General features: G+C 35.5%; 19 protein-coding genes. 4 read left to right on the top strand and 15 right to left on the bottom strand.

All coding sequences use genetic code 11. The features are described 5' to 3' along the window. Positions 1–125: 125 nt before the first annotated feature. Complete coding sequence (locus NGI30_RS10055; RefSeq protein ID WP_251943636.1) at positions 126–1,328, bottom strand: M20 metallopeptidase family protein; 1,203 nt, start codon at positions 1,326–1,328, stop codon at positions 126–128. Positions 1,329–1,556: 228 nt separating this feature from the next. Between NGI30_RS10055 and NGI30_RS10060 the strand changes: the two genes are divergently transcribed. Together NGI30_RS10060 and NGI30_RS10065 are read left to right on the top strand one after the other, a co-directional pair. Further along, on the top strand, positions 1,557–1,928 hold the full coding sequence (locus NGI30_RS10060; RefSeq protein ID WP_251943638.1) for a winged helix-turn-helix transcriptional regulator: 372 nt from the start codon (positions 1,557–1,559) through the stop codon (positions 1,926–1,928). 374 nt (positions 1,929–2,302) lie between these two features. Continuing rightward, complete coding sequence (locus NGI30_RS10065) at positions 2,303–3,586, top strand: condensation domain-containing protein (protein ID WP_251943640.1); 1,284 nt, start codon at positions 2,303–2,305, stop codon at positions 3,584–3,586. Between the two features lie 82 nt (positions 3,587–3,668). On the opposite strand, the gene glcP is transcribed toward NGI30_RS10065, so the two are convergent. The 4 genes from glcP to NGI30_RS10085 form a co-directional block, all read right to left on the bottom strand. Beyond that, complete coding sequence (gene glcP / locus NGI30_RS10070) at positions 3,669–5,018, bottom strand: glucose transporter GlcP (RefSeq protein ID WP_251943642.1); 1,350 nt, start codon at positions 5,016–5,018, stop codon at positions 3,669–3,671. A 193-nt stretch (positions 5,019–5,211) separates the two neighbouring features. Next, the gene (locus tag NGI30_RS10075; protein WP_353505250.1) at positions 5,212–5,634 is read right to left on the bottom strand and encodes a phosphatase PAP2 family protein; all 423 of its coding nucleotides are present in this window, start codon (positions 5,632–5,634) and stop codon (positions 5,212–5,214) included. Beyond that, complete coding sequence (locus NGI30_RS10080) at positions 5,631–5,810, bottom strand: hypothetical protein (RefSeq protein ID WP_251943644.1); 180 nt, start codon at positions 5,808–5,810, stop codon at positions 5,631–5,633. Before NGI30_RS10080 ends, NGI30_RS10075 begins: the two co-directional genes overlap by 4 nt. Positions 5,811–5,936: 126 nt before the next feature. Beyond that, a complete protein-coding gene (locus tag NGI30_RS10085; protein ID WP_251943646.1) occupies positions 5,937–7,286 on the bottom strand; it encodes an MFS transporter in 1,350 nt (449 codons plus the stop codon). A 126-nt stretch (positions 7,287–7,412) separates the two neighbouring features. On the opposite strand from NGI30_RS10085, the gene NGI30_RS10090 reads away from it, so the two are divergent. Continuing rightward, the gene (locus NGI30_RS10090) at positions 7,413–8,087 is read left to right on the top strand and encodes an ArsR/SmtB family transcription factor (RefSeq protein ID WP_286009877.1); all 675 of its coding nucleotides are present in this window, start codon (positions 7,413–7,415) and stop codon (positions 8,085–8,087) included. Between the two features lie 103 nt (positions 8,088–8,190). Next, the gene (locus NGI30_RS10095; RefSeq protein ID WP_251943649.1) at positions 8,191–8,802 is read left to right on the top strand and encodes a class I SAM-dependent methyltransferase; all 612 of its coding nucleotides are present in this window, start codon (positions 8,191–8,193) and stop codon (positions 8,800–8,802) included. An 86-nt stretch (positions 8,803–8,888) separates the two neighbouring features. Here the strand turns inward: NGI30_RS10095 and NGI30_RS10100 are convergent, their stop codons facing one another. The 10 genes from NGI30_RS10100 to NGI30_RS10145 all read right to left on the bottom strand — a co-directional run bounded on the left by NGI30_RS10100 (position 8,889) and on the right by NGI30_RS10145 (position 19,117). Further along, entirely contained in the window at positions 8,889–9,056 is a 168-nt protein-coding gene (locus NGI30_RS10100) for a hypothetical protein (RefSeq protein WP_251521420.1), read from the bottom strand. Between the two features lie 277 nt (positions 9,057–9,333). Then, a complete protein-coding gene (gene add, locus NGI30_RS10105; RefSeq protein WP_251943651.1) occupies positions 9,334–10,317 on the bottom strand; it encodes an adenosine deaminase in 984 nt (327 codons plus the stop codon). 204 nt (positions 10,318–10,521) lie between these two features. Continuing rightward, positions 10,522–11,127, bottom strand: a complete 606-nt coding sequence (cysC, locus tag NGI30_RS10110) for an adenylyl-sulfate kinase (protein WP_251943653.1) — start codon at positions 11,125–11,127, stop codon at positions 10,522–10,524. Between the two features lie 48 nt (positions 11,128–11,175). Beyond that, the gene (gene sat, locus NGI30_RS10115) at positions 11,176–12,342 is read right to left on the bottom strand and encodes a sulfate adenylyltransferase (RefSeq protein ID WP_251943656.1); all 1,167 of its coding nucleotides are present in this window, start codon (positions 12,340–12,342) and stop codon (positions 11,176–11,178) included. A 42-nt stretch (positions 12,343–12,384) separates the two neighbouring features. Next, positions 12,385–13,278, bottom strand: a complete 894-nt coding sequence (locus NGI30_RS10120) for a sulfite exporter TauE/SafE family protein (RefSeq protein ID WP_251943658.1) — start codon at positions 13,276–13,278, stop codon at positions 12,385–12,387. 24 nt (positions 13,279–13,302) lie between these two features. Further along, on the bottom strand, positions 13,303–13,917 hold the full coding sequence (locus tag NGI30_RS10125; protein ID WP_251943660.1) for an NAD(P)-binding protein: 615 nt from the start codon (positions 13,915–13,917) through the stop codon (positions 13,303–13,305). Between the two features lie 14 nt (positions 13,918–13,931). Further along, on the bottom strand, positions 13,932–14,693 hold the full coding sequence (locus tag NGI30_RS10130) for a sirohydrochlorin chelatase (RefSeq protein WP_251943662.1): 762 nt from the start codon (positions 14,691–14,693) through the stop codon (positions 13,932–13,934). A gap of 61 nt (positions 14,694–14,754) precedes the next feature. Next, positions 14,755–15,522: a uroporphyrinogen-III C-methyltransferase gene (gene cobA, locus NGI30_RS10135; protein WP_251943664.1), complete on the bottom strand. Its 768-nt coding sequence runs from the start codon at positions 15,520–15,522 to the stop codon at positions 14,755–14,757. Between the two features lie 23 nt (positions 15,523–15,545). Further along, entirely contained in the window at positions 15,546–17,258 is a 1,713-nt protein-coding gene (locus NGI30_RS10140; protein ID WP_251943666.1) for an NADPH-dependent assimilatory sulfite reductase hemoprotein subunit, read from the bottom strand. A 20-nt stretch (positions 17,259–17,278) separates the two neighbouring features. Then, positions 17,279–19,117, bottom strand: a complete 1,839-nt coding sequence (locus tag NGI30_RS10145; RefSeq protein ID WP_251943668.1) for an assimilatory sulfite reductase (NADPH) flavoprotein subunit — start codon at positions 19,115–19,117, stop codon at positions 17,279–17,281. Positions 19,118–19,137: the final 20 nt, after the last annotated feature.

Consider the following 19,137-nt stretch of genomic DNA (forward strand, 5'->3'; position numbering starts at 1 on the left):
AGTAGAAATCAGCGTTTTTTCTTTATGATTAGCAATTAGAATAAAGCGTACTATTTGTCGTTAAAACCTATAATCACAAAGCATTTATCATTCAAATTACGATAATACTTCGTATTAAATGTATATTACTCGTTTGAATCAAGTGGTAATCGATTTAAGGCAATGTCACCTAACGATTTTGCGGCAACGATTAATGCATCTTCATTCACTTCGAACTTAGGGTGGTGGTTCATGTACGGATCTTTCACACCTACTGGCTTACATCCTACAACATAGAAACTGCCTGGAATTTCCTTTAAATAGTAAGCAAAGTCTTCTGAACCTGTAACAGGTGGCATTTCCATTAATTGTTGGAAATAGCTGCCTTGACTTTCAGATAAGATTTCAGCCACTTGATCTGTTTCTTTCGGATGATTATACAGTACTGGATAGCCGAACATATAGTCTAAGTCATAATCAATGTCGAAGCCTACTGCCACGCTTTTAACGACTTTTTCAATTTCTTCATACATTTTTTGACCAATCTCATCATTCAAATAACGGGCTGTACCTTTAATCGTCACTGTATCTTGGATCACATTTGCTTTGCCTGGCGCATCAAATGAACCAATTGTCACTACGCCCATTTCTAAAGGATCTATACGTCGTGAAACTACTGTTTGAACTGTACTTACGAAATTCGCACCTGCAACGAGTGCATCATTTGTTTTATGGGGGCTGGCCGCATGACCTCCCACACCTTTAATCTTCAACGTAAACACGGAACTACCAGAAAATGCGTTGCCTTTATTATAAGCAATAATTTCTGGACCTACGACAGGTGCCACATGTAAACCATAAATTTCAGCAACATCGTCTAAAGCACCTGATTGCATAACTTGTTGTGCCCCACCAGGTGGTTGTTCTTCAGCATGTTGATGTACAATTTTCACTGTACCAGGTAACTGATCACGGATTTCGATTAACGCATCGGCTAATGTTAATAGTGACGCGGTATGGGCATCATGGCCGCAAGCATGCATGACACCTTCATTTTCAGATTTAAAATCAAGGTCTGTTTCCTCTTTAATTGGCAACGCATCAAAGTCAGCACGCAAGCCAATCGTTTTACCTGGTAACTTACCTTCTATTTCAACGATTACGGCATGGCCACCTTCAACAGGTTGTGTCACGTTCACAGGCTTACCTTTATAATAATCTTTGATATATTGAGCAGTTTGTTCTTCTTCAAAAGACAATTCAGGATGTTGATGTAAATAACGGCGATGTTTAATCATATCCTGTTCTTTACTTTCTAATTTTTCAAATAATATATCTTTTATATTCATATCACATACCTCTTTCATCACAATTATTATAATGGTACTTATTTACTATATTAGATATTTAAATATATTAATTCAAACATAGAATAATATTTCCTATATTTATTCGAACGGTTTAGAGATATTATATTGAGTTAAATTCAAATACCATTTAACACAGTTGTGTTAGAATTTAAAATAACAATAGGTCATTTATACGTATTTCAAATGATTCATAAGGAGGCTTTAGCTATGCCAAAATCGTATAATATCGGGGTAGAAGCAACGATTGATGTTATCGGAGGAAAGTGGAAACCTGTTATTTTATGTCACTTACAAAATAATGGATTAATGCGAACTTCTGAATTAAAACGTGCGATTCCGACTATTACTCAAAAAATGTTAACACAACAATTACGCGAATTAGAAAAAGACGGTATCATTAATCGTATTGCTTATAATGAAGTCCCACCCAAAGTAGAATATGAATTGTCTCAATACGGCAAGTCGTTAAGTAACATACTCAGCGCTTTATGTTACTGGGGTGAATTTCATGTTGAAAAACTGTACAACCAAGGTGAAAACGTCTCCCTCTTACGACAAGATCATGTTAATATTCCATAATTTTTATATGAAACTAAGACATAGCCAACCTAAAAGATAAAACAATCTTTTGGATTGGTTTTTTTTATTTAACACTTTATTTATAGCTAATGACTCCATAAAATTAAAACATAAAAATTTTTCCGAAAAAATTTACAATGCTAACTCAAATTATATAATAAAACCTCTTATAAAATTTACAAACCAACGCTCAATAAACCCCTATATATCAACGTTTATGACAGTATTAATTTATTTAATTTTTAAATTCTTAAAGAATATATACAAATTGTAAAAGAAAGTGAAACAAAATTGACATAATTCATCAAATTTTCTTAACATTCATTAAATATAATTATGGTAAATTGTCATAACATGGAACAAGGAGGGCTAGAATGAAAACATTCCAATTATCAGACGCACAAGTCGAATCTTTAAATAAAGAACTAATGCATGTTAATACGAGTATCAATAATATCGCTGGTATTATTACAATTAGTAACGATATACCATTTGCAGATATTGTAACAGGTATCAATCACGTTATGGCCCAACATGACGTTTATATGTATCGATTAACACAAGTCGGTTCAGAATATAGACAGTACATTGACGAATTTAAGGAACAAGAATTTGAATATATTGATTTTACAAACGACCCACAATCATATGATTACTGGGTAGACAAGCAAGTACGTAAAAATATCTTCCGCATGGACCAACCTCTTTATGAATTTACCATCCTAACATTACCTGAAGGTCAAACAGCAATCTTCACATTACACCACCATATGATTTCAGATGCATGGAGCACGACACTATCTGGCAATGCATTATTTGAATACTTTTTATATGGTGAACATAAGACAAATTCTTCTCATGGTTATTTAAAATCAATTGAAAATGAAATTGCATATAAAAACTCAAATAAATTCAACAAAGACAAACGTTTCTGGTCTAAAAAAGTAGAAGACTTTAAATTTGCACCTTTATTCGAAAAACATTCAAACTCAAACGCAGTTGCTGATAGAGTAAGCTTCCATTTATCAGAAACGACAACTCAAAGTATTTATACATTTTGTGAAAATAACGAAATCAGTTTAAATAATTTATTTTCATCGGCTATGATGCTTTTAAAATATATCAGAACAGGCTCTCCTCAAGTATCAACTGGTATTCTGATTCATAATAGAAATAAACAATTTGAAAAAACAACAATCGGTGACTATGCACGTGTCTTACCAATTATTATGGAAATTGATCCACAAGATGCATTACTTACACATTTAAGAACAGTTAAAAATGAGGCTTTCAAAGTACTTAAACACCGTAAGTATCCATTCAATTCATTACGTAAAGATACAAAGAGCACACAACCACTATTTGATTGCACAGTCTCATTCCAAAAAAACCAATATAACCCAACATTAATCCAAAAAGGATTCACTGATAAATGGTTAAGCTCTTATGCACACCACATTCCGATTGGCCTTAATGTAAGTAATAGAAATAGCCAAAACGACATTGCAATCGACTATAATTACCAAGTTGACTACCTAACAGAAGAAGATGTCGTAGCTGTACACCAAGACATTATGAACATCATCGGCGAAATCACGAATAGCCCTAACCAACGCATTAGTGCATTAGCAGCCATCGATTTATTTGCTAAATCGTAATCATATACTTATTAAAAAACGCTGACCTCATCTAATCATGAAGTCAGCGTTTGCTTTATTATAAATAACGTTTCACTACGGATTACATATCTGGTGTCTTCGCAGATGTACGTTTTCTTAAATCATATTCAATTTCTTCTAAACTACGGCCTCGCGTTTCTGGTAAGTATTTAATAACAAATAACATTGCTAAAATACCGATTACCGCGAAGATTAAGAATACCCATTCTGTGCTAAGTGCACTATTTAAAATTGGGAATAATTGCGCAACAAGTAATGTACCAAAGTTCAGTACAAGTGTAGCAATACCTGTAGCTGCCCCACGTGCACGCATTGGGAACATTTCAGGTAACATTACCCAAAGAATTGGTCCCCAAGTTAAACCGAAGAACACGATAAATAATGATAAACAGATAATGATAATTACGGCAGATGATTTAATTCCCATTGTCCAAATCAAGATAGCCATAATTACTAATGATGCTACCATCCCAATATTCCCTGTCACTAATAGTTTCTTACGACCGACTTTATCTGCAATAAATACTGCGATAATCGTAACTAATACATTGACTGTACCAATACCGACTGTACCTAAGATTGATGTCGCTTCACCTAATCCGGCTTTACCAAAAATCTTAGGCGCATAGAAGATAATCGCGTTGATACCTACGATTTGTTGGAATAACGCAAACACACAACCAACAATTAACGTCGGACGCAACCACGGTGACTTCAATACAGACCATGTAGATTCTGATACTTTCGAAATCTCACGCATTTCTTTAATTTCGTGATCGATTTCTTTGTCACTATTAAATGTAATCTTCATTACATCACGTGCTGCTTTCTCACTACGATGTTCCAGCAACCATCTTGGACTTTCAGGCATAAATGCAATACCAATTAATAAGATAACTGATGGTACTACAGCTAAACCTAACATCCAACGCCAACCTTCAATATCTGTAAATGCATAGTTGACTAAAAAGGCAACTAAAATACCAATCGTGATCATCAATTGGTTTAAAGATCCGAGTGAACCACGAAATTCTGTTGGCGCCATTTCTGATAAATAAACAGGTACTGTTGCCATTGAACCACCCACGGCTAAACCAATAACGAAACGTCCTAAAATAAGTACCGCTATATTAGGTGAAAGTGCCATTAATAACGATCCTATAATATAAACTAATGCGATAATTAATACTAAACGTCTACGACCAATTCTATCTGATAAAGGTCCACTACCCCCAGCACCGATGATTGCACCTACAACCATTGCTGATACAACCAAACCTTCAGTATATTGGTTGAGCGGAATATCTTTATCTATGAATAATAGTGCACCAGAGATAACACCATTATCATAACCATACAATAGGCCTCCCAGTGCTCCCAAAATAAAAATTAAACTTTTATTTATTTTCAAGTTTTTACAACTCCTTTAAAATCCTTTATTAAATTATAATCCTAAAATGTAAGCGTTTCAATAAGTTTTTATATTTCTTTTTTATACATAAGAGGTAAAATGCATTTTCTAGTTTCAATATTCTAGATAAATTAATTTCCATTCCTATTATATTGTTTTGTTATTACTATTGTTGTAAAAGTGGATATATTGTTTAATTTTTATCGGGAGGTGCAGTTGTTTGGAAACGTTTGTCACTATTTTGCATAAGATAGCACGCCTGTAACATCATATAAATGACGAATAAACTTGCTAAAGTATCTGTGAAATAATGTGCTTGTAAATAAATACGTGAAATCATTAAAGAAACGACGAGGCAAACGGCAATGATTTTTAACAGTTTATTACGCTTTAACAATAGGATGAAACTCACTAATATGCAGATACACAATACATGCATACTCGGAAAGCTAAAACCGTCAATATCAATATTTGGACGGGTGCGTTGTATCACATATTTTAAAAATGTACCAATTGCAAAAATGCTAAAACACCACAGACCATACCACCAAAATAAAAATCTTCGATAAACAAATAACCCTACTAAAATAATTAATATGTATATCAAACAATTCACTGGTGAAAAACATTCGAAATGATATGTAAATATTGAACTACAACTTCAGACTTCATATGTTCTCTCAAAGTTTGATAAACTGCACGGTCTAATTCCATCGTTAACTGAAAATGAATGCATACCATCAGTAATAAAATACAAATCGCAGCAATCACCATTTTTAAATAGTACTTCACAATCATCCTCCTTTCACATTCACCGCTTATGGTCGCTTACATTAGAAGAAAAAGGAGATTAACGTAGAAACTCAAGTAAACCAAATTTCAATTGATAGCTCAATACTACTTTGGGTGGAGAGATTTTTATAATCTTCGACGAAATTTAAAAGTTATAGCAAATATAATGAATAATGTGATGCTTGCAAAAATCCACAATATACTATAAGTAATAGTCTTATTTAGCGAGTTAATGTTCTCAATGACAATTGAACTAAGAGTTGAATAAAAAATAATACCTATATTTTGTACCAATCTTTGCATAGATCCTGCTGTGGATTGTTGCGATGTATGAACTGCTTTTAATAAATTTCTAGTATTTATTGGCAAATAAACTCCACAACCTAATCCAAAAATAAATAGCCAAATCGTTAAATTCATAATTGAAATCTCAAATTGAAAAATTCCTATTATTAAATATGAAATAGCCATCAATAATAAACCTGAAATCAATAAATGTGTTGTTTTAAATATATTATCTAATCTACTAGATAACCTAGAAGTTATTACCATACCTAATGGAGATGAAAGATTAACTAGCCCTACTATTATTTTATTCATATGTAAATTATGTTCGACATAAAAGGGTGGAATTATAAAACCTAAAGACATCGTCCCTCCTAGGATGAAAATTCCCCCTAGTAAAATTTTTAATGTCTTACTTTTAAACACTTTAAAATCAATCAACTTATCATTCGATAGTTTTTCGTTTTTAATGAACGCATATAAACTACATAGACCTACAAATAAAAAAATAAAAGAATACCAAGTAGTTACTAATATTATGAACAAGATTATGAAAATCATACTTAAAGTAAAAAAACAGTTTGATTTATAATTAACATCTATTATTGTTGACTTTTCTTTATACATATTTAAAAAGAAACACCCTATAAATATAATAAATACTACAAAAGGTAAGTTGACCAAAAATAATATGGGCCAATCATAATAGTTTAATAAAACGCTAGCCACACTCGGGCCAATTATAGGCCCCATCCCTAAGGAAATGCCTAAAAATCCAAAAGCTTTTGTTTGATTCTCCCTTTTTATATGAGATGAAAGTATTGCCGCAGAATTAGCTTGAATCATAGAAGCACCAATTCCTTGTAATCCCCTAAAAGCAATTAAACAATATTCATTTATTGAAATTGCACATAAAATTGAAGCAACACCAAGAACAAATACCCCCCAAATGAATATACGTATCCTGCCTAATTTATCTCCAATTTTCCCAAATAATAAAATAAATGAAACTAAAGTTAATGTGTAGAAAGAAATGGTCCACATCATTGTTTTGATATTTGAATGGAACAATTTTGTTAGTGAAGGTAAAGCAACATTCATAATTCCTGTATCAAGCGTAGACAAAAACATACCTATACATACAATTAAAATTAAATATCTTTCATGTTTAATACAAAGTCTTGATGACATTAAATTCTCCCCCTTTAGATACTTCAAGCTTAAGTCAAAGATATTTAAATGAACGTCGAAATATATAATTGCTATAATTAAATTAAAGAGGTTGAGGAGGGATAAAAAATCAATATTTACAGTAATATCACTGAAACAGCTCAATTAATAAGCGATGAAACTAGAATGTCTATACTTATGGACTTATGTGGAATGGAAGCATTAACTGCGGGAGAATTGGCCAAATCTGCAAAAGTCACTCCTCAAACAGCTAGTTCTCATTTAAGAAAGTTGATAGAAGGTAAACTTATCGTAGTACGTAGGCAAGGAAGACATAAATATTACCAACTCAGTGATGAAAATGTCGCTAAAGCGATAGAATCCATTGCTCAAATATCAGGGCTTCTTGTATCTAATTCTTTAAATAGCTCTTCAAAGAAGAAAAAGTTAGAGTTTGCGAGAAGTTGCTATGGACACCTTGCAGGTACTTTAGGAGTAAGTATTACTGAGGCAATGATACAAAAAGAATATTTATATGAAGTTAAAAATGAATACTATGTATTAACTACATCAGGACAACAATGGTTAAGTACTCTAGATATAGATGTTTCTAAATTAAAGGCAAATATTCATGCGTTACCAGTCCATATAGATTGGACAATGCGTAAAAATCATCTTGCAGGTCCATTATCACTAGCTTTAACTAACAAGTTTTTTGAACTAGGTTGGATAAAAAAAGGCCAACTTAAAAGAGAGATTATAGTTACACCAATAGGTAAGAAAAATTTTTGTGACGAATTAGAGATATGTAGTTTGTTTTAATTTTATTATTTCGTAATTGTTTCGATTTACAAAATGTGTTATTTTATTAATATTAGATAAATACGAATGATTACGTTTTAAACATAATTAAAGGAGTATATTCATGAACGAAGCTTTATTTAACCAATTAGCTCAAACATATGATAATCCGACACGCATTGAACAATCACAGATTATCGCAGATGAAGTGAATAAAATACTAGATACAAAACAATACGAAACACTTTTAGACTATGGCGGTGGAACTGGTATTGTCACTTTATCAATTGCTCACCATTTCAAATCAGTGACACTTATGGATTCATCTGAACAAATGGTAAACGTCTTTAAAGAGAAATACAAAGCTTTAGATAAGATCAATATGCATGGATTCGTCGGAGATATTTTAACCGATTCAGGCATAGTTACTGAAAAAGAACAATATGACGTTATATTTCTATCTTTAGTATTGTTGCATAGTGGGGATTACCAGCAATTATTAAAGCAACTAGAACCACAATTAAAACAAAACGGCATGTTCATTATCGTTGATTTCGATAAAAATGATAAAGTCAGTCATCCCGCAGTCTATAATGGTTTCCACCAATCAGAGATCAAGCAAACCCTAGAAACAATTGGATTGAAAGATATTCATACTCACACGTTTTATCATGGCAAACAGATATTTATGAATCAAGAGGCTAGTATGTTTATCGCTAGTGGGTTGAAACGATAAATTATCATGCCAAATTATTTTAAAAAAACCACCCCTTTCAGAGGGTGGTTTAGCAATTTTTAATAAATTTCCTTAATTTTGATTCCTTACTCCTCTTCTCCACCTTTTGCACGATTAATCACACGGTAAAGCGAATCTGCTACGGGTGGGAAGACTAATGATATTGAGAGAATCATTAATATAAATGGTAGCATTGCTATCGCAACGAGGATGCCTCCGACGCCCAACATAAAGTTCTTTCTCATTTGTGCCATGATTTGTTTCACCTCTTTTTACTCAAAATTTATTAAATACGTTACCGTTATATTTTTAATAATTGATACTAACTTAGACCGAATTAACTTGATTATGGCACTTTCCTATATTTCTTTCAAACTTCTACCACGCTACCAATTACTATAAAGAAAAGGGCGTGGAACAGAATTCGAATTTTCTAATAGAGCTTTCGTAGCCCCACCAAATTGACAAAGAGCCCGAGAAAACATTTTTGTCTCAGACTCTCCCCTGCCATTTGTGTTTTAAACGGCTATTTTACTTTATCACTGCTCGTAATTTCTCTTTCTCTTGACCAGATAAAAATGCATAGCGAATTGCGCGCTGATTAATTTCAACAATTTGCTTTAAGTCTATGAAATGATGATCCAATAGTAAATGATATTCTTCATTTAATGACGTCTGCGTCACTGTGCGATTGTCCGTGTTTATGATAAATGGAATGTCATGCTCTAACAAATATGGAAGATTTAATTGTGACAATTGTTGAATTGCGTTAGTCTGAATATTACTTTTTGGACAAATTTCTAATAATACGTCTCGTTCTTTCACTTCTTGCAAGGCAGCTTCATCATCGTTAATCGCAACGCCATGACCGATACGACGGGCACCTAATCTCATAGATTCCATCACATTATGTTTACAACCGCATTCGCCTGCATGTAATGTTAAATTGAAACCTTGGTCTAAGCCATATTGTATCGTTGAAGTAATGGATTCGGGAGGAAAACCCGCTTCAGGACCAGCAAAATCAATGCCACAAAGTGTTTTACTATCGATTTGATGTTTGGCAATTGCATCAAATAATTGTCGATTGACTTCACTTTCATGTTGGCGCATGGCACATACTAATATATTTACTTTAATATCAAACTGTTTAAGTGCTGCTTGTACACCTGATTCGACTGCTTCGAACGTATCTTGTACGGTTAATCCTTGCTCTGTATGTAATAAAGGTGCGAAACGGATTTCGATATATTTCACGTTATCTCGATTTGCTTGAGCTACTACATCGACAACTGCCCTTTTTAAACTATCGTATGTTTGCAATACTTTCAAAATCTCATCGAAACATTGTAAATATTCATCTAAACTGTCGCATTTTTCGTTAACTAATAAATGCTGTTCGTTTAAAGCCACACCTTGCTCTTGAGCTAATTGTTTAATTAATTCTATGCTTACTGAACCATCTAAATGACAATGCAGTTCAACTTTCGAAATCTCTTCTAAACGTTTCTCCATCTTAATGACCTACCTCACTTGAAACATCTTTTATCATGACCGCTATTAATATTTATATTCTAAAAATTTTATTGACTTACTATAACATTTTGACAACGATTATTCTATATTCAACACAATAAGTACTATTTCGTCCTCTAAATAAAAGAAAAGAAGTGCTATCATAGCACTTCTTTTTGTATAAAATTGGTATAAATCATTTAATTATGCGTCGATATAATGATGTTGTTTAAGATAAGCAATAATTTGTTCTACCGCTTCATCGACACTCAACTGTTCCGTGTCCACGACAATTTCTGCTTGAGTCGGTTCTTCGTACGGCGCATCAATACCTGTGAACCCGCTAATTTCACCATTTCTCGCCTTTTTATACAGTCCTTTAGGGTCTCTCGCTTCACACGTTTCTAAACTACATTGCGTGTAAACCTCAATAAACTCTTCATCGTCCAACAATGCTCTTACAGCATCGCGATCTTCACGATATGGTGAAATAAATGCAGTCACCGTAATCATACCTGCATCGACCATTAATTTACTCACTTCACCGATACGTCTAATATTTTCTTGGCGATCTTCTGGGCTAAAGCCAAGATTTTTATTTAATCCATGTCGAACGTTATCTCCGTCTAAACGATACGTTTGCATACCGTGGTTAAATAGTGCTTGTTCTAACGCGACAGAGATTGTAGACTTCCCTGACCCTGATAGTCCAGTGAACCATATAACTGCACTTTTATGTTTATTACGTTGTTGACGTTCTGTTTTTTTAACTTCTGAGTCATGCCAAGTAATATTTTCTGATTGAGCCATCGTGCCACTCCTTTAATTATGAATAAATAATGTGATTGTTGTTCAATTTTAATGTTCTTGCATGCCTTTGATTAATACTTCGGCAACTTCAGGTCTTGAAAATTCTTTCGGTAGTGATTCACCTTTTTTCAATTTCTCACGCACTTTCGTACCACTTAAATGTAAATGTGCAGAAGCATCATGTGGACATGTCTTAGCTGTCGCCATATTTTCACATGTTGTGCAATAAAAGGCATGTTCGAATTTCAAGATGCGAATCCCTAGTTCATCTTCATATTGACCGATGAGTTCTTGTGCTTCGTATGTACCGTAGTAATCGCCCACTCCAGCATGGTCTCTGCCAACAATAAAGTGTGTACAACCGTAGTTTTTACGTACTGTCGCATGTAAGATTGCTTCTCGTGGACCTGCATAACGCATTGCAGCTGGATAGATGACTAAGCGTGCTCTGTCTTCTGGATAATAATTTTTCAAGATAACTTGATAGCTCTCCATACGGACAGACGCTGGAATATCGTCCGATTTTGTTTCTCCAACTAACGGATTTAGCAATAAACCATCTACTGATTCGAGCGCAGCTTTTTGAATGTATTCGTGTGCACGATGCACTGGATTACGTGTTTGGAAACCTACTACTGTCTTCCAACCTAAATCTTGGAACAATTGACGTGTTTCAACAGGATCTAAATGGAAGTCTACGAATTCGTCGTGTTTTGGACGTTCTACTAAATGGATTGGACCTGCAAGATAAACGTTACCTTTTTCGTAAACCTTTTTAACACCTGGATGCGCGTCATCTGTCGTGCCGTAGACTAGTTTTGCTTCTTGCTCTTTGTCATAAGTGTATTTTTCTTCAAGATCGAGCACACCATAAAGTTGGTCGTCTTCACCGTACAATGCGACACGTGACCCAATTGTTAAAGCATCGGCTTGTGCTTCAGTTACTGGTAATGTAATAGGAATACTCCATACAAGTCCATTGCTTAAATGTAGGTTTTCGACAACTTCTTTGTAGTCCGCTTGATTCATAAACCCTGTTAATGGACTGAACCCACCGATTGCGATGAGCTCTAAATCAGATAAACTCCAAGGATTTAATGTGATGGATGGAAATTCTTTTGCTTCAGCGATGAGTTGTTCTCTTTCAGAACCTTCTAATTGTCTATTGATTAATTGTCCACCGTGGGGTTCGATTGTCATTGTATGATTTGTCATGATTCACACTTCCTTTTCTAGAAATTTTTTAAATGTTTCGCTTTATTTTTTACTTTTCGAAACGTGTAATGAATGGTGATGATTTTGTATAATTCCAAATATCACTAATATTATCCACGCTACGATAATGCCTACTTTAATTGTAGTTTCTGTAGAATCAGAGAATTTCGCTATACTTAACAATGAATTACTGTTGGTAAAGATGATTAAACCACCGACACATATCGCTAGTATATTCATCGGTAAAATCTTTACTAACCAGGCAGCAATTGGCGCGGCTATCATGCCACCGATACTTAAGAAAATGACGAGTGCCCAGTTAATTTCGCTCCAACCTAGGAATATGATGAACCCTAGTGACGCTGACAAAGTGACGAAAAATTCACTCGCTGATACAGTTCCAATTGCATATCTTGGTTCTAACTTCTTCTGAGCTAATAAGAGTGGCGTGTTTACTGGGCCCCAACCGCCACCACCGATTGCATCTAAAAATCCTGCAATCGCACCTTGTGGAATAACTAAAAGTCGTTTTTTACTATTCACATCGATATCATCTTCAACTGTTTCGTTTCGTTTAATTAAAAATTGATATAAGATATAGAATCCCATCAATAATAGAAATATTGCTATTACGGGCTTAATTAAATCGCCCTTTATATGACTTAATAATGCAGCACCAAGGAACGCTGCAATGGCTCCTGGTATTGCTAATTTAATGAGTGTGGGTTTATGCACATTTTCAAACTTCAAATGAGATGTACCTGAGACGGCGGTCGTTGCTATTTCTGAAAAATGAACGGTCGCTGAAACGATTGCAGGTGTTATCCCAAATGTAAGTAGAATAGAAGATGAGGATGCACCAAAACCCATACCTAATGAACCATCAATCATTTGTGCAACAAAACCTGCCAATGCAAATATCAATAGTTTTCTCATGTGTGGGCACCCCTTTCAATACAATTAATTTATTGAATCTAACCATATTTTTATTTCTTTTTGCTTCTTTGGATCTAAATACGTTTCATCTAACAATGCTTTTAATATTTTTTGTTTTTCAGTTGATGAAAGTGAACTCTTTTTCACTTTAGTCCTACACTCATATAAAAAATCGACGTAATTTTCGTAATCTGTAGGAAAGCGGTGTTCAAATTCTGATAATAGTTGTGACGTTAACCCTGGGCTCGCACCATTGGTTGTAATACTAATCGTTAAGTGCCCACGTCTTAAAATATTTGGAACAATGACATCACCTTGACTTGCTTCTCCAGCCATATTGATTAATGCGTGTGGTGGTTTCGCCTTTAAGATGTGCTGATTCGTTGTTTTATCATTCGTTGCGACAATGATTAAATCAGCATGTGCAATATCCTCAGAAGATTCAAACTTTTTTTGAACCCATTCAAACACCGAACTTTGATATAACTCATTTAAATTAGGTGTTAACTCAGGACTAATGATTTGAATATGCGATGTATAATCTATGAATTTGTGAACTCTACGTTCAGCTACTTTGCCACCACCGATAATAACTACGTGTTTATTTTGCATATCAATCATTAATGGCATTAGAGACATATGGTCACTCCTCATCATGAATTCAATTTCGATGTTTGGTCTATATCATCAAAGGTTTCTATCACTCGATCTTTTAAGGCAAGCTGTAAGTTTAGATGATGACCTAGTCTTTCACACAAAATAATGTCGCTAGGTTCATTTTTATATCGACCGGCTTCCGCTACGATATGTTGGTCTAATATGCCGGTAAACCATAAATATGGCACGATAAAGATTTGAGAGGGTTGCTCGTTAACAGCATCTTGCAGTTTATCTTCAAAGGCGGGACTACATGCTGCTAAATAGCAAACTTCAATATTGCTCATGTCTAACATGTCACAAAGTTGTTGTTGTATCTCAGTTAAATCGCGTTGTGTTTGGGGGTTACGACTGCCACGACCTACAATTAATATTTTGGCATCAGACTGAACCGTAGATTGCGTTTCTTCAATGCGATCCTTTAAGATTTCTGTCAAACGGCGTTGTACACCAAGTGGCTTGCCGTAGCTCACTTCAACGTTTGGAAAACGCTGTTGGTTCTCTTCAATTTCAGCTGGGATATCTTTAAAGTAATGACCTGCACTTAATAACAATACGGGTACGACTGAAATTTCGGTGGCACCTCGTTCAACTAAACGTTGAAATCCTTGTGATAAGGTAGGTTCTACGAGTTCTAAGAAACAAGTTTCTTGTAAAGGTACATCTACTTGCGTTTTAACGGATTCTATAAATGACGTTGCTTCTGATACAGCTTCCGGGACTCGACTGCCGTGACTGACATATAAGACGCCGCGCATACTGACCCTCCTTTCTCAATAAAGCTTAATTGAATTTATTATTTATTCTTGACGCCAAATTTTAAGTTAATTTAGCTATAACTTCTTCAGTTGGCATCTCTTCAAACCAGCTGATACGCTCCCTAAGTTTTACTACTTCTCCGACGACAATCATCGATGGGTTTGCTACATCTTTCGCAACTTCGACGATATTATCTAATGTACCAACGACTGTTTTTTGTTTGTTTGAAGTACCAAGGTGGACGAGTGCGACTGGTGTATCACTAGCTCGTCCATATCGGATCAATCGATCGCGAATCACTGGTAAATTATTAACACCCATGTAAATACATAGTGTTTCAGGACCTAAAGCAAGATGTGTCCAATAGTCCGTTTCATTCACATCTTTATTAATCACCCCTGTCACAAATGCAACAGAAGAGCTATAATCACGATGTGTCACCGGGATACCAGCATAAGCAGGTGCTGCAATACCGGATGTAATGCCTGGCACCACTTCAAACGGAATATGATTTTGAGATAATATTTCAGCTTCTTCACCGCCACGTCCAAAGACGAAAGGGTCTCCCCCTTTGAGGCGTGTGACGGTATAACCTTTCTTCGCCAAATTAACTAACACTTTATTTGTATCTTCCTGCGGTAACGAATGACGATTGGGGTCTTTCCCACAATACATATATTTCGCAGTAGGTGAGGCATATTCAAATAATGCTTTATTGACTAAGCGATCGTATAAAATAACATCTGCTTGTTCGATGGCTTTCATACCTTTAACGGTAATTAAATCAGGATCTCCAGGGCCTGCGCCTACTAAAAATACTTTGCCCATACTGTCACCACTTTCTATAATTATTAACTGTGGAATACGCGACCATCTGTAACGGCCTCTACAATTCCTGCACGAACAACGAAATCACCGAAGTGTTCACCTTGTTCTCTTTCTTTTGCATATTGCGTTAAAATCGGTTGCAAGCTTTCTAATATTTCAGCTTCACCAATATTCTCTTTATACATTTTGTTTAAACGATCACCTGTAAAGCTACCACCAAGATACATATTGTATTTACCAGGGCCTTTACCGATAAATGCAATTTCAGCTAACGCTGGTCTTGCACAACCGTTCGGACAACCTGTCATTCGGATGGTAATCTCTTCTTCATTAAGTCCTGCTTCATCAAGTAAATCTTCAATTTTATTTATCAATGATGGTAAATAACGCTCTGACTCTGCCATTGCTAACCCACATGTTGGGAAAGCAACACATGCCATTGAATTTCTTCTAAGACCTGTATATTGTTCACCATCAGTGATGCCATACTCAGAAATAATTGCTTCGATGTCAGGTTTCTTCGATGGATCCACATTTGCGATAATTAAGTTCTGATTAGGTGTTAAACGGAAATCGCCTTCGTGTATTTCAGCAATTTGACGTAAAGCCGTTTTCAATTTGTAATCTTTTGTATCTTTGACACGACCATTTTGGATAAATAGTGTAAAATGCCATTTACCGTTACCTTCTGTCCAACCTAAACGGTCACCATTATGATCGAAATGGAATGGACGTGCTTCTTCTAATTCCCAACCTAAACGATTGTTCAATTCGTTTGTAATCCAATCTTCACCAAGTCGATCAACAGTATATTTAAAGCGTGCATTGCTACGATTTTCACGATTACCGTAATCACGTTGAATCGTTAAGATTTTTTCGCAGACATCAACAACTTGTTCTTTAGGGAAATAACCAATAAGACGTCCAAGTTGAGGATAAGTATCGTCATTACCATGTTTCATACCCATGCCACCGCCAACTGTTACGTTGAAACCGACGAGCGCATCGTTTTCAATGATCGCGATTAAACCGATATCTTGTGAATACACATCAATATCGTTTGAAGGTGGAACAGCGATACCAATCTTAAATTTACGAGGTAAGTATGTCTTACCGTAAATTGGTTCCACTTCTTCTTCATCACTTGTATCTAAGACTTTGTCGCCATCTAACCAAATTTCGTGATAGGCTTGTGTCTTCGGTGATAGATGTTTACTGATGTCATGTGCAAATTGATTAATTTCTGAATGGATGTCAGATTGATAAGGGTTTGGGTTACACATCACGTTACGGTTTACATCACCACATGCCGCAAGTGTGTCTAATAATGATTGGTTGATGTCTTTCATAGATTGTTTAAGATTGCGTTTTAAAATGCCATGGAATTGGAATGCTTGTCTCGTTGTTAATTTAATCGTATGATTTGCATAATTATTTGAAATATCATCCATTGCAATCCATTGCTCAGGTGTTGCTGCACCACCTGGCGCTCTTACTCTGATCATGAAGCTATATGCAGGTTCTAATTTTTGTTTACGACGTTCATCTCTTAAATCTCTATCATCTTGTTGATAACTACCGTGGAACTTTAAGAGCTTCGTATCTGCTTGAGAGATAGATCCTGTAATCGGGTCAGCTAATCCTTCTTCGATTGTGCCACGTAGGTAGTTACTATCATGTTTGATACGTTCTAACTCATCCAGTTTATCTAAAAAGTTTGTATACGTTTCAGACATCTCATCATCATTCCTTTCTGTTAATATACATCTCTTTGATAACGATTTTCTTTTCTCATTTCTGCTAAATAGGCTTCAGCTTCTGTTTCAGACATATTACCTTCCGTTTGAAGCACATGTTGTATCGTTTGATGTACATCTTTCGCCATATATTTTTCATCACCGCAAACGTAAAGTGCCGCGCCATTGATTAACCACTGATAAAATGTTTCGCTATTTTCTAATATGCGATGTTGAACATATACTTTCTCGTCACTATCTCTTGAAAATGCGATATCCATTTTTGTTAAGACATCATCTTTCAACCACGTTTGCCATTCAGTTTGGTATAAGAAATCTGTAGTGAAATGTTGCTCACCAAAGAATAACCACGTATGACCTGTAAGTCCTAGTTCTTCACGTTCTTGAAGATATGATCTAAATGGTGCAACGCCAGTACCTGGGCCAATCATAATAACTGGTGTTTGTTCATCGAATGGGAACTTGAAATTCGGATTTTTCTTTAAATAAATAGGAATCGTATCGCCGGGTTCTATGCGTTCAGCAAGTTGTACCGAACAGACACCGTTACGTGCACGGTCATGTGCTTCGTATCTCACTGCCCCTACCGTGATATGTACTTCGTCGGGGTTAGCTTTGTAACTGCTTGCGATTGAATATTCTCTCGGTGGTAACTTTCTTAAGAATCGGTGTAAATCTTGTGGCTGTAAATTGTTTGATGGAAAGTCTTGAATTAAATCAATCACGTCTCTACCGTAGATATATTCTTGAATCCATTCATTGTCGTTCACTTTGTCATTAAGTTCACTGTTCTCAAATAATGGTGCTGCCTTTTGTAGTAATGGCTTTGTCAGTTTAGTAATTTCAAAATGTTCTTTTAATGCATTTTCTAGGATGAGCGTATCGCCATCTTCGTTGATTGTGACTTCTTGTTGACCATCCCAACCTAATGTTTCAAGCAACAATGCTACAATTTCTGGATCATTTTGAGGTTTCACTACGACACAGTCACCCGGCTCGTATTCTTCACCATAATTATCTAACAAGAGTTCGATATGGCGGACTTCTTTATTGGAACCACGTCCGTTTAAGTTAATATTTTCAAGCACTTCTGCTTCATATGGATTTGATCTTGAATAGCGTTGTTTTTGTGCTGAATGACCACTTTCAGTAGCTGTTACAGTTGGTTCAACGCCTGATTCACTAATCAACTTTTCGATATTCGCGTTCATCCATTTTTCAGCTGGATCGTCGTAATCGATATCGCAATCTTGTCTATCAACTAAGCGTTCGGCGCCAAGTTCTTCTAGTTTCGCATCGAAATCTTTACCTGTTTGGCAGAAGAATTCATATGACTCATCACCGAGTGCCAACACAGAGAATCTCACACCATCAAGTTTTGGTGCTTTTCGACCGTGAACGTATTCATGGAATGTTAAAGCATTATCAGGTGGGTCACCTTCACCATGCGTTGCCGTGATAATAAATAAATCTTGTACTTTCTTTAAATCTCTCGCTTTGAAATCATCCATCGCGTTCAGTTTCACTGTGAATTCTTGTTCAACGAGTCGATCCGCAAACATCTCTGCTAAACCTTGTGCGTTGCCGGTTTCTGAACCATATAGCACCGTGATTTCTCGCTTAGCTTGTGTTGGTGTGTCACTGTTGAGTACATTTTCAGCGACTTGTGGCGAAGCTGCTGCCGCATCGGTAGTCGCTGCTTGAGTAGCAACTTGTTGACCAGCAGTTAAGTAACCGCTAAGCCAGATGCGCTGCTCCGGGGTTAAATCTTTAAGCACTTGATTAAGTTGTGCTGCCTGTTCTTCGTTAAAAGGGCTGTTCGAGACTGATAAATTCACCGTTGTTTCACCTCATTAAA

Origin of the sequence: Staphylococcus sp. Marseille-Q5304, from assembly GCF_943737015.1 — a bacterium.
Classification (GTDB): domain Bacteria; phylum Bacillota; class Bacilli; order Staphylococcales; family Staphylococcaceae; genus Staphylococcus; species Staphylococcus hsinchuensis.